General features: G+C 70.5%; 9 protein-coding genes. 7 read left to right on the top strand and 2 right to left on the bottom strand.

Going from position 1 to position 12,583, the window contains the following annotated elements:
- Positions 1-921, top strand: coding sequence for a glycosyltransferase family 2 protein (locus tag LQ940_RS16030; protein WP_231243026.1), 921 nt, complete (start codon positions 1-3; stop codon positions 919-921).
- A complete protein-coding gene (locus tag LQ940_RS16025; RefSeq protein WP_231243028.1) occupies positions 918-1,850 on the top strand; it encodes a glycosyltransferase family 2 protein in 933 nt (310 codons plus the stop codon). Before LQ940_RS16030 ends, LQ940_RS16025 begins: the two co-directional genes overlap by 4 nt.
- Here the strand turns inward: LQ940_RS16025 and LQ940_RS16020 are convergent.
- Positions 1,813-2,955 (bottom strand): phosphatase PAP2 family protein, encoded by a 1,143-nt coding sequence (locus LQ940_RS16020; protein ID WP_231243030.1) that lies wholly within the window; start codon positions 2,953-2,955, stop codon positions 1,813-1,815. The genes LQ940_RS16025 and LQ940_RS16020 overlap by 38 nt on opposite strands.
- Positions 2,956-3,098: 143 nt before the next feature.
- Between LQ940_RS16020 and glf the strand changes: the two genes are divergently transcribed.
- The 4 genes from glf to LQ940_RS16000 are packed head-to-tail and all read left to right on the top strand — an operon-like array spanning position 3,099 to position 7,924.
- The gene (gene glf, locus LQ940_RS16015) at positions 3,099-4,268 is read left to right on the top strand and encodes a UDP-galactopyranose mutase (protein ID WP_231243182.1); all 1,170 of its coding nucleotides are present in this window, start codon (positions 3,099-3,101) and stop codon (positions 4,266-4,268) included.
- Entirely contained in the window at positions 4,265-6,256 is a 1,992-nt protein-coding gene (locus tag LQ940_RS16010; RefSeq protein ID WP_231243033.1) for a glycosyltransferase, read from the top strand. Before glf ends, LQ940_RS16010 begins: the two co-directional genes overlap by 4 nt.
- Positions 6,249-7,133, top strand: a complete 885-nt coding sequence (locus tag LQ940_RS16005; RefSeq protein WP_231243034.1) for an ABC transporter permease — start codon at positions 6,249-6,251, stop codon at positions 7,131-7,133. Before LQ940_RS16010 ends, LQ940_RS16005 begins: the two co-directional genes overlap by 8 nt.
- Positions 7,133-7,924, top strand: coding sequence for an ABC transporter ATP-binding protein (locus tag LQ940_RS16000; RefSeq protein ID WP_231243036.1), 792 nt, complete (start codon positions 7,133-7,135; stop codon positions 7,922-7,924). The genes LQ940_RS16005 and LQ940_RS16000 overlap by 1 nt, the downstream gene beginning before the upstream one ends.
- 17 nt (positions 7,925-7,941) lie before the next feature.
- Here the strand turns inward: LQ940_RS16000 and LQ940_RS15995 are convergent, their stop codons facing one another.
- Entirely contained in the window at positions 7,942-9,564 is a 1,623-nt protein-coding gene (locus LQ940_RS15995; protein WP_231243038.1) for a glycosyltransferase 61 family protein, read from the bottom strand.
- A gap of 162 nt (positions 9,565-9,726) precedes the next feature.
- Between LQ940_RS15995 and LQ940_RS15990 the strand changes: the two genes are divergently transcribed.
- Positions 9,727-12,582, top strand: coding sequence for an FG-GAP-like repeat-containing protein (locus LQ940_RS15990; protein WP_231243040.1), 2,856 nt, complete (start codon positions 9,727-9,729; stop codon positions 12,580-12,582).
- Position 12,583 lies beyond the last annotated feature (1 nt).

Genomic DNA, 12,583 nt, shown 5'->3' with positions numbered 1-12,583 from the left:
GTGACCCAGCAGCCGGACGTGAGCAGCCCCCGCGTCGTGGCGGTGGTGGTGACGTTCAACCGTCTCGGCCTGCTCCAGCGGCTCGTCGCCCGCCTGCGGGAGGTGCCCGAGCTGGCGGAGGTGCTCGTGGTCGACAACGCGTCGACCGACGGCACGGGGGAGTGGCTGGACGCCCAGCCCGACGTCGTACGGCGCACGCTCGCGGAGAACGGCGGCGGCGCCGGTGGCTTCCACGACGGGCTCGCGTGGGCGATGGAGCGTGGTGCGGACCTCGCGTGGCTCATGGACGACGACGGCCTGCCCGACCACGACTGCCTGCGCCTGCTGCTCGAGCGCACCGACCTGGACTTCTGGGGACCGGTGGTCGTCGACGAGCAGCGCCCGGAGCGGCTGGTCTTCCCGATCCGGCTGCCCGGCGGCACCAGGACCGTGCACGAGCTGGACGACGTCCGCTCGGCGGCGGTGGACGGGCTCATCCGGGACGTGGTGATCCCCTTCAACGGCGTGCTCGTCACCCGGGCGCTGGTCGAGCGGATCGGACTGCCCCGGGCGGAGTTCTTCATCTGGGGCGACGACCACGAGTACCGCCTGCGCGCCGAGCGCGCCGGCGGGCGGATCGCCACGGTGGTGGGCGCGCGGGTGCTGCACCCCAGCGTGGGAGACCTCGGGACGCCGATGATGTTCGGCCGCACGACGTACAACCACACCCCGAGCGAGCTCAAGCACTACTGCATGGCCCGCAACAACACCGTCAACCTGCGCGCCTACCGGGGCTGGCCGCACGTGCTGATGTTCTGGACCAAGACCGTGTGGTTCTACCTGTTCACCCGTCCGCAGCCGTCCCGCATCCTGACCAGCGCCCGTGCCGCCGTCGCGGGCCTGCGCGGCGACTTCACCGGTCACCGGAGGTACCTCGCGTGACGCACCCTCGCCCCGAGACGGTCGCGGTCGTTGTGGTGACCTACAACCGCGCCGACCTCCTGATCGGCATGCTCGACGGCCTGGCCGCGCTCGAGCGCTGCCCGGACGCGGTCATCGTGGTCGACAACGCCAGCACCGACCACACCCCCCAGGTGCTCGCGGCCCGCACCGGCCTGCCCCTGCAGGTGCTGACCCCGTCCGAGAACCTTGGCGGCGCCGGCGGCTTCCACCTGGGCATGCGCACCGCGGTCGAGCACGGCTTCGACCGGGTCTGGCTGATGGACGACGACGTCGTGCCGGCGCCCGACTGCCTCAGCGTGCTGATGGCCCAGGACGAGGACTGCCTCGCCGCGGTCCGCGAGGACACCGCGGGCCGCCTGGTCGAGAAGGCCGCGACCCGCTTCGACCTGCGCAACCCGCTCGCGATCAAGCCCAAGACCGGCATGGTCGAGACCGACTACGGCACCCGCGCGGCGATGCCGCCTCTGGTCGAGATCGAGAACGTCGCCTTCGAGGGCTTCCTCGTGCGGCGCCGCGTCGTCGAGGAGATCGGGCTGCCCGACCCGACGTTCTTCATCTTCTACGACGACGTCGACTTCGCGCTGCGCGCGCGCCGCGCCGGCTACCGCATCTGGGCGGTGCGCGACGCGGTCCTGGTGCGTCAACTCGACTTCGACCAGCAGCACGACCTGGCCGGGTGGAAGGGGTACTTCATGTACCGCAACCTCTTCGTCGTGCACCTGCGGTACGGCGAGAACCTCGCCGTCCGCCTCAAGCCGTGGCTGATCGCACTCGCGGTGCTGGTGCTCAGCCCGCTGCACGGCGGCCGGGCCGAGGCGCGCAACGTCGTGCGGGCCCTCCGCGACGCGCGCGGCATGCGCCGGCTGTCGCTCAGCGCGGCGCCGGGTCCTGGTCCTGGTCCTGGCTGACCCGCGGGGCCGGCGCGGCCTCGACCAGGGAGTCGTCGCCGGGCTCCTCGCGCCTCAGGCGCGGCCGCAGCCCGACCCGGTTGCCCGTGGCCATGGCCGCCAGCCAGACGGTGGACGCGCCGAGTGCGGCGCCCGCGATCGCGTCGATGAAGAAGTGCCAGCCCAGGTAGACCGTGGAGAACACGGTGAGCACCAGGAACACCCATGCCGCCACCCGCAGCCACCGCGCGAGACCGACGTACTCCACGATGAGGCAGATCGTCACCATGATCCCCACGTGCAGCGACGCGAACGCCGCGATCGTCTGCAGCGTGCCGGACCCGACCACGTCGCCGACGACGGCCAGGCGGTCGTCCCACATGCTCGCCTGGAGCTGGGTGACCCAGGTCTCGGGGAGGCCGGCGAACGTCTTGGGGTCGGAGTAGATCGGTCCGACCGACGGGAACAGCAGGTAGATGACCGCGCCGAATGCCCAGTCGAACGCGACGGCGGTGACGTACCAGGAGCCGGCGGCCGTGTGCCGGGTCCAGACCAGCGCGATCGCGATCGACACCGGGACCAGGACGATCCAGATGATGTAGACCGCGGAGAACAGGTGCGCGGCGAAGCCGGTGCCGAGGATGTCGTGCAGCGCCTGGGCGGGGTCGTTGCCGAGCCACAGGAGCTTGTCGAGGCGGGCCATGGTGGTGTCGTAGACGTTGTCGGTCGCCGTGAAGGGCGCGCCCCCCTCCGCGTGGACGAACGGCACGAAGCTCTTCAGGTTGCGGAAGGTGGCGTAGCAGAGGTACCAGGCCATGACCCCACCCAAGGCGAAGCGCCAGTGCGACGCCGGCCACCGCTCCCGGGTGATCTCCCGGAGCACCTTCCACAGCGACAGGGGAGCGCGGCGGGCCCGCCACAGGGCCCGCGGCACGATGTCGAGGGAGATGGCGCCCAGCACGATCGCCGGGAAGCGGATGTAGCCCGGGATCAGGCCGTCCGGGTCGCGGATGGGCAGGTCCTCGAGCCAGGCGATGAGGAGCGTGGCCCCCGCCATGAGGAGCCCGGCGAGCCAGGCATAACGGAAGTCCTCGCCTAGGGACCGGGACGCCATTCGCACCTGCACCGGGACAGCCTAGAACGACCCCCGCCTCGGCGCCTCATCCAAATGTGACACGCATCATGCGGGGTGCGTGGGAAGTGGGTCCTGGCCACCACCGATCCGTAGACTGACCGATCGTGCCCTCCCCTGACCCCAGCCCCGACGCCATGCCCGATCTCGTCGTGGTCGGTTCCGGCTTCTTCGGGCTGACCATCGCCGAGCGCTGCGCGACCGAGCTGGGCCTCAAGGTGCTCGTGCTGGAGCGCCGCCACCACCTCGGGGGCAACGCCTACTCCGAGATCGACCCGGAGACCGGGATCGAGGTCCACGTCTACGGCACCCACCTGTTCCACACGTCGAACAAGAAGGTGTGGGAGTACGTCAACCGCTTCACCAGCTTCACCGGATACCAGCACCGCGTCTTCGCGAAGTACCAGGGGCAGGTCTACTCCTTCCCGATGAACCTCGCGCTGATCAACCAGTTCTTCGGCAAGTCGCACACCCCCGACGAGGCACGCGCGCTGATCGCCGAGCAGGCCAGCGAGATCGCCACCGCCGACGCGACCAACCTCGAGGAGAAGGCGATCTCCCTCATCGGGCGGCCGCTGTACGAGGCGTTCGTCAAGGGCTACACCGCCAAGCAGTGGCAGACCGACCCCACCGAGCTGTCGGCCGACATCATCACGCGGCTGCCGGTGCGCTATACCTTCGACAACCGCTACTTCAACGACGACTTCGAGGGCCTGCCGACCGACGGCTACACCGCGTGGCTCACCCGGATGGCCGACCACCCCAACATCGAGGTCCGCCTCGAGACGGACTTCTTCGCGGTGGCCGACGACTACAAGGGCAAGGTGCCGATCGTCTACACCGGGCCGGTCGACGAGTACTTCGGCAACGCCGAGGGGCGCCTGTCGTGGCGCACCGTGGACCTCGAGGCCGAGACGCTCGACGTGGACGACTTCCAGGGCACCGGCGTGGTCAACTACAACGACCAGGAGGTGCCGTGGACCCGGATCCTGGAGTTCAAGCACCTGCACCCTGAGCGGACCTACCTGCCGGGCAAGACCATCGTGGTCCACGAGTACAGCCGGTTCGCGGAGGACGACGACGAGCCGTACTACCCGATCAACACCGCCGACGACCGGGCCAAGCTGCTGAAGTACCGCGAGCGCGCCAAGCGCGAGCCCATGGTGCTCTTCGGTGGCCGGCTGGGCACCTACAAGTACCTCGACATGCACATGGCCATCGGCTCGGCGCTGTCGATGTTCGAGAACAAGCTGAAGCCGCACTTCGCCGACGGTGCGCCGTTGACGAGCGGGGGAGTGGACGAATGACCACGCGACTGCTGCAACGACAGATCTTTCCGCTCGACCGGGACTTCGACGTCCTCCCGCTGTACGTCGACCCGGAGGAGGCCCGCCTCGACGCCGACCGCTACGAGATCGGCGGCAACCGGGCGGCCAAGGACCTCAACAACGCCGCGATCCGGCAGTCGACCTCGACCGGCCGGGCGATCCATCCCGACCAGATCGAGTCGCGCACCTCGTTCCGGGTGAAGTCGGGCGAGCGGCTGTCCTTCGGCACCTACTTCAACGCCTTCCCGGCCAGCTACTGGCGCCGCTGGACCGTCGTCAAGGCCGTCACGCTCACCGTCGAGGTGTCCGGGCGGGGCGCCAGCGTCATCGTCTACAAGTCGATGGCCAACGGGCGCTCGCAGCGGGTCGAGTCGGCGACCGTGGGGCAGGAGGGCGCCGCGACATTCGTCTTCGAGCTGACCCTCAAGCCGTTCGTCGACGGGGGCTGGTACTGGTACAACGTCGTCGCCGGCGACGAGGACGTGGTGGTCACCTCGGCCGAGTGGACGGCCGAGGTGCCCGAGGACCGCGCCGAGCACGGCACCCTCGACCTGGCTATCACGACGATGAACCGCCCGGACTTCTGCGCCAAGCTGCTCCAGCAGGTCGGCGAGGACGAGCAGCTGCGCCCCTACCTCGACACCGTCTTCGTCATGGAGCAGGGCACCGACAAGGTCGTCGACTCCCCGGAGTTCGCGAAGGCCGAGGCGGCCCTCGGCGAGACGCTGCGGGTCATCGAGCAGGGCAACCTCGGTGGCTCCGGGGGCTACGCGCGCGGCCAGCTCGAGTCGGTCCGCAAGGGCACCGCGAGCTACGCGATGATGATGGACGACGACGTCGTCTGCGAGCCCGAGGGCATCATCCGGGCCATCACCTTCGCCGACCTGGCCCGGCGGCCCACGCTGGTCGGCGGCCACATGTTCAGCCTGTACAGCCGCTCGCGGCTGCACTCCTTCGGCGAGATCGTCCAGCCGTGGCGCTTCTGGTGGCAGTCGCCGCTCGACACCTACTCCGACTGGGACCTCGCCGCCCGCAACCTGCGCTCCAGCCGCTGGATGCACAAGCGCATCGACGTGGACTTCAACGGCTGGTTCATGTGCCTCATCCCGCGTCAGGTGCTCGAGGAGATCGGGCTGTCGCTGCCGCTCTTCATCAAGTGGGACGACTCCGAGTACGGCCTGCGCGCCAAGGAGGCCGGCTACCCGACGGTGACCCTGCCCGGCGCCGCCGTGTGGCACGTCCCGTGGACCGACAAGAACGACGCCCTGGACTGGCAGGCTTACTTCCACCACCGCAACCGGCTGATCGCGGCGCTGCTCCACTCGCCATACCCCAAGGGCGGGCGGATGATCCGCGAGAGCCTCAACCACCAGATCGCGCACCTGGTGTCGATGCAGTACTCCACCGCCGAGCTGCGCCTGCAGGCCATGGAGGACGTCCTCGCCGGGCCGCACGTGCTGCACCGGATGCTGCCGGTGCGCCTGGGCGAGGTCAACGCCACGCGCAAGGAGTTCGCCGACGCCCAGCTCCAGCCGGACCCCGACGCGTTCCCGGACGTGCGGCGCAAGAAGCCGCCGCGCAAGGGCCGCGACCCGGTCGAGATCCCGGGGCGCCTCGCCCAGCTGGTCACCGCCGGCCTGGCACCGCTGCGCCAGCTCAAGCCGCCGCGCGAGCTGTCCCGCGAGCACCCCGAGGCCGAGGTGCGCGCGATGGACGCCCGCTGGTACCGCCTCGCCGGCTACGACTCCGCCATCGTGTCGATGAACGACGGCACGTCGGCGGCGTTCTACCAGCGCGACCCCGCCCTGTTCCGCAGCCTCACCAAGCGGACCGTCGAGCTCCACGAGCGCTTCCGGCGCGAGTGGCCGCGCCTGGCCCAGCTGTACCGCGAGGAGCTCGACTCGATCACCGCCCCGGAGGCGTGGGACGAGACGTTCAAGCCGTGGACCGAGCGGGCAGATGACTGAGGTCGAGGCCCCCCGGCGCATCGTCGACGCGCCCCTGGTGAGCCCGTCCCCGTCGGCGGGCCTCCTGGAGGTCTTCCGGCGGCGCTACCTGCTGCGCCTGCTCGTACGGCGTGAGGTCAACGCTCGCTACCAGGCCTCGGCGCTCGGGTTCCTGTGGTCCTACATCAACCCGCTCTCGCAGCTGTTCATCTTCTGGTTCGTCATGGGCAAGATCATGGACCGCGGGACCGAGATGTTCGCCGTGCACGTGTTCTGCGGGCTGATCGTCGTCCAGTTCTTCGTGGAGACGTTCAACGCCGGCACCCGCTCGATCGTGCGCAACAAGGCGCTGGTGCGCAAGATGGCGGTGCCACGGGAGATGTTCCCGGTGGCCTCGATGATGGTCTCGCTGTACCACATCGGGCCGCAGCTGATCGTGCTCCTGATCATCTGCGTCTCCTGCGGCTGGACGCCGGACCCGGTCGCCCTGCTTGGGTTCGTGCTGGCGCTGGGCATCATCTGCCTGCTCGGCACCGGGCTCGCGCTGGTCTTCAGCGTGGCCAACGTGTTCATGCGCGACGTCGGCAGCTTCGTGACCATCCTCAGCAACTTCGTGCGCTTCGGCGTCCCCATGATCTACCCCTTCAGCCTGGTGGAGGACCGCTTTGGCGCCGCCGCGGGCTACTACCTGTTCAACCCGGTCGCCGACGCGGTGCTGCTGGTCCAGCAGGCGTTCTGGGTCGGGACCACGAGCGACCCCGAGGCGACCCAGGCCATCCACATCCCGGACAACCTCTACTCCTACTCCTTCCTGGCCCTCGGCGTCGGATTCGTGATGCTGGTGATCGGCCAGCTCGTCTTCCGCCGCTTCGAGAACCGGATCCCGGAGCGCCTCTGATGACCTCCTACCCCGCCTCCACCTCGATCGTGATCGACGACGTCACGAAGGAGTTCACGCTCCGCTACCACCGCACCCTGAAGCAGATGAGCGTCGCGCTGATGAAGGGGCGCGACATCAGCGACACCTTCCGCGCCCTCGAGGACGTCAGCTTCACCGTCGAGCAGGGTGAGTCGATCGGCCTGATGGGCCTCAACGGCTCGGGCAAGAGCACGCTGCTCAAACTGGTCCAGGGCGTCATGCGGCCCGACTCGGGCAAGGTCCTCACCCGCGGCCGGATCGCCGGGTTGATCGCCACCGGCGCCGGCTTCCACCCCCAGCTCAACGGGCGCGACAACATCTACCTCAACGCCGCCGTACTCGGGATGACGGAGCAGGAGACGAAGCGGAAGTTCGACGAGATCGTCGAGTTCGCCGACATCGGCCGGTTCCTGGACAGCCCGGTCGGCAACTACTCCTCGGGCATGTTCGCCCGCCTGGGGTTCTCGGTGGCCATCCACGTCGACTCCGACATCTTCCTGGCCGACGAGGCCCTGGCCGTCGGCGACCGTCCGTTCCGGCGCAAGTGCATGGAGAAGATGCAGGAGGTCCGCGACAGCGGACGCACCCTCTTCTACGTCAGCCACTCGGCGGGCTCCGTCCGTCAGATGTGCGACCGGGTCATCGTCCTCGAGAAGGGCCGCGTCGGCTTCGACGGCGGCGTCAACGCCGGCATCCGCTACCTCAAGTACGACGACGGCAAGGACAACGAGAGCGACGAGGTCGACGAGGCCATCGGCAACGACATCTGACCCTCGACCTCCGCGGACTAGGCGGTCAGGCCGTCGAGGACGTGGGCGAGGAAGCGGCCCTCGCGCTGGGGGTCGAAGGTGAAGGGCGAGTGGAACGACTCGAGGCTGTAGTGCTCGGTGTGGATGTCGGCGCGGCAGCGGACGAGGCGCAGGTCGTGGCCGGCGAAGGCACACAGCTGGCGCTCGTTGAGCATCGGGTAGGTGTCGGAGCCGACGACGATGACGGTGGCGGGCTCTCGCAGGAGGCCGACGGGGAACAGCCCGCTGCCCGCGAACCCGGCCACCACGTCGGCGGCTCGGACCAGCGCGAGCTGCTTGGGCAGGCTGTGCTGCTCGGGGCGGGTGACCTCGAAGCCGTGGGCGCGGAAGAGTTCCTCGACCTCCTCGGCGTTGTGACAGGCGCGGGTGTCGTGAGCGCGGGTCAGGAATAGCCGGCGGGGGCGGGGTCCGGCGGGGGCGCGGTCAGCCAGGCTGGTGACGACGCGGTCGTAGAGCCTGCGCAGCTCGGGGTGGACGTAGGAGCCGATCGCGTAGCCGGGGGTCCCGGTCATGAGGGTCTCGCCGAGGGTGGGGCCCGTGGCCACCGTGACCCGTGCGCGGTCGACGCCGGCTGCCTCGAGGAGCTCGAGCTCCCACTCGGCCAGCGGGGCGCCCGAAGGGCTGGTGACCAGCAGCCGTAGGTCCGGGTGCTCCGCCAGGGCGTGATCCCACCCCCACAGCATGGACAGCTGCTCGGTGACCGCGTGCCCGAAGTGGCCGCGGTTCACGTTGTCGGCGTAGTAGTGCGGTCCGGCCAGCGGCGTCGGGTCGCTGGCCGCCTCGGGCGCGAGGACGCTGTGGCGCGACCACTCGACCAGCCAGCGCGAGCGCGGCCGCGGCCGTACCACGTTGCGGAAGCTGGCCGGGAGGACGACGTGGCCCTGCACCGCGATCTGGTGGGGCAGGCACAGGACGGCGTGCAGCTCGCGCAGCGCGAGCTGCGGCGCCGCGTACGAGTGACGGCGGTCGTCACCGGGCAGGCTGCTGGCGAAGCGTCCGCGGGCCTCCCAGGTCACCGCGGGCACCGTGTGCAGGGTCCGCCCGCGCTCCGGCGCCTTCGTGAGCAGCTCATCCAGCCGGCGCTCCGGCACAGGGGCGCGCACGTCCGCGGACTGGGTCGCCACAAGGAAGCGTCCCTTCACCCGCAGGGCCGTCCCCGCGGCCAGGGCGTGCAGGTCGCGCTCCTCGTCGGCACGTCCCCGCTCCCGCCCGAAGGTCGGCGGGGCCACCCGGCCGCTCGCGGCCAGCGAGCGCACCTGCTCGACCAGCGCCAGGAGGTCGGCGCGGGCAGGGCCGGTCACCGGCACCCGCAGCACGGCGTGGCCGCCGGGGCGTAGGTGGGCGAGCGCGACGCGCAGGCGCTCGACGGCGTTCCCGGCCGGGGTCAGGTCCACGACGGCGTCGAAGGGCCCCCGGGCGGCGAGATCCACGGCCAGCTCGCCGGGGGAGCGCCAGATGTCGAGCACGACCGCGCCGAACGCGGTGACGATGTCCTCCCGCTCATCGCTGCCGATGCGGTCCGCCACGGCGACCTGCGCGCCGCTCGGGAGACGTAGCCCGTTCAGCACCTGCCCGATCGCGACGGTGGGGGGAGTGGCCACTGACTCAAACTAAGTGGCTCGGCTTGACAAATCTTCAGCTCGTCGGCGTGTCGACTGGAAATTACACGATTGTAGTTACTCAGATCCTCTAGGCGGAGCCCTGTTACGCATGTGACAGTTGCGGCTCGTGTGAATCTTCCCCTCGCACTGGAGCCGTTGAAAATGCCTTCTCACCAAGCCCGTTTCGTCACCGTGTGCCAGCAGCTGCTGACGCTCGGCCTGGTCTGTGCCGTCCTCGTGCCCGCCGCCAACGTCGTCTCCCTCGACGTGGTGCAGCGGGAGCCGGTCACCTCGGCGCCCACCGCGCTCGCGGCGTACGCCAAGACCACCACGATGAAGTCCGTGCTGCCCGCGGGCGTCGTGGACCCGGTCGTCACCGAGGTGCCGCTCACCGCACCGTCGGGCGTGCGCGGCCGGGTCGCGACCGGCAGCCTCCAGGCCCGGGTCGTCCCGGGCAAGGGCCGTGGCAGCGAGCTCACCAGCCTCCCGCAGAAGGTGACCGGCTACGGCGCCGTCGGCGTCACGTGGGAGCACGGCAAGCAGCTCACGGAGGAGGCGATCCAGGTCCACGTGCGCACCGAGACCGCGGACGCGTGGACCGAGTGGATGCCCGTCCAGTACGACGCCGACCACGGCCCGGACCCCCGCAGCGCGGAGGCCAGGAACGCCCGGCCGGGCACCGACGCTCTGCTCGTCGGCGATGTCGACGAGGTCCAGGTCAAGGTCACCACCACTGACGGTGCGGCGCCTCCCGACCTGCGTCTGGCCGTGATCGCGCCCGGCGAGCCCGAGGCCACCACGGTCGAGGCCCCGGAGATCGACACCCGTGAGGCCGCGCCGACCGGCGCGGCCGGCGCGGTGGCGGTGCCGCAGGCGCCGGCCGAGGACACCGGCGACGCCGAGGGGGCGATCGACCTGCAGGCCGCGACGTTCACGCCGAAGCCCGTCATCTACTCGCGGGCCCAGTGGGGTGCCGACGAGCGGATGCGCGACAAGGGGTCGTTGCACTACTTCGAGGTGCACGCCGGCTTCGTGCACCACACGGTCAACGCCAACGACTACTCGCAGGCCGAGGTCCCCGGGCTCCTGCGCAGCATCTACGCGTACCACACCAGGTCCCGAGGCTGGTCCGACATCGGCTACAACTACCTCGTCGACCGCTTCGGCCGGATCTGGGAGGGGCGCGCCGGCGGCGTGGACCGCCCGGTGGTCGGGGCGCACACCCTGGGCTACAACGACTACGCGTTCGCCATGTCGGCGATCGGCAACTTCGACATCAAGCAGCCGCCGGCGGCGATGGTGCAGGCCTACGGCGCGCTGTTCGCCTGGAAGCTGTCCCTGCACGGGGTGACGGCGTCCTCGCCGTCGCAGCGCGTGGGGAAGAAGAGCTTCCGCGCCATCAACGGCCACCGCGACGCCGGGTCCACCGCGTGCCCGGGCAAGTACCTCTACGCCAAGATCCCCAAGATCCGGGAGCTGGCCACCGCCGCCCAGCGCGGCTGGACCGGTCGCGAGCTCGAGTCGAACCTCGCCTCCACGCCGCACCCCGACCTGATCGTGCGCAACGCCACCGACAAGATGGGCTACGTGGTGCCCACCGGTGGGCTCACGACCATCGCCCCGGCCAAGACCGTCCTCACCGGCGCTGAGGGTCTCGACACCGTGGTGGCCTCGCCCGACCTGACCGGGGACCGCAAGGGCGACTTGTTCGTGCGTTCGAAGGACGGGACGGGCGGCGTCCTGCCGGGCAACAACACCGGCGCCTTCGGCGCGCTGGTCAAGCAGACCCGCGCCTTCGCCGGCCACGACGCGATCACAGCGGTCGGCGACCTCGACCGAGACGGCCGCAACGACCTCGTCGCGCGCACCGCGGCCGGCCGGCTCAACGCGTTCCTCGGCGCCGGTGGTGGCTCCTTCACCAAGCGCGGTCTCGTGGGCACCGCCTGGGGGACCTACGACAGGATCGTCGGAGCCGGCGACGTCAACGGCGACGGGCACGTCGACCTGCTGGGCCGCGAACGCGGCACCGGCACGATGTACCTGCACGCCGGGCTTGCGGGAGCCAAGTTCAAGAAGCGGGTGGTGGTGGCGCGGGGCTGGACGCCGTTCGACACGATCACCGGGCTCGGCGACTACAACGCCGATGGGCGGGCCGACCTGTACGTACGCCGCGGGGACACCAAGCTCGGCTACGTGCTGCCGGGTCGCGGCAACGGCACCTACGGGCATGCGCTCGGCCCGATCGTGCGCACCAAGACCGTCGGCGCGCTGAGCGGCGCCCCGCTGGTGGCCGGCGGCGCCCCCGACCTCATTGCGCGCCGCGGGGGGACGGTGGTGCTCTTCGCCAACCGCAACACGTGGGAGACCGGAGCCCCCCTCGCCACCGGCATCAACCTCGCCAACGCCGACACGGTGCTCAACGCCGGCGACTGGAACCGCGACGGCCACGGCGACATGGTCACGCGCAACAAGAGCAACGGCAACCTGTACCTGCGCCTCGGCGACGGCAGGGGCCGGTTCGGCCCGCTGCGGCTCCTGGCCAAGGGCTTCAAGAAGGTGCAGCTCCTGGCGGCGGTCGGCGACATGACCGGCGACGGCTGGCCGGACCTCATGGGCCAGCCCACGGGCGGGTCGATGATGATCTACCCGGGACTGGGCACCCAGGGGCTGGCCGCCGCCTACGTCGCGGCCGGCCGGGTCACGGCGAGCCGGCAGATCCCGGTGGGCCGATGGGACGCCGACGGCGCCCCGGACTCGCTGTTCCGCACCGGCACCCGGCTGCGGGTGAGCCCGGGCAACGGGCCGGGCGGGCTGACCGGGGCCAAGACGCTGTCGGTGGACCTCACGCCGTACGACTGGGTGGTGGGGATCAGCGACATCGGCCTCACCGGGCACTCCGACCTGATCGTGCGCGAGCGGGCCACCGGCTACCTCTACCTGCTGCCCCTCACCGCCGCGGGCGTCGGAGCACGCCGGTTCCTCGCCGAGGGGATGGGGGGCTACGACCTGGCGGGCTAGC

This window comes from Nocardioides sp. cx-173, from assembly GCF_021117365.1.
Taxonomy (GTDB): domain Bacteria; phylum Actinomycetota; class Actinomycetes; order Propionibacteriales; family Nocardioidaceae; genus Nocardioides.
This window is presented reverse-complemented; position numbering and strand designations above follow the sequence as displayed.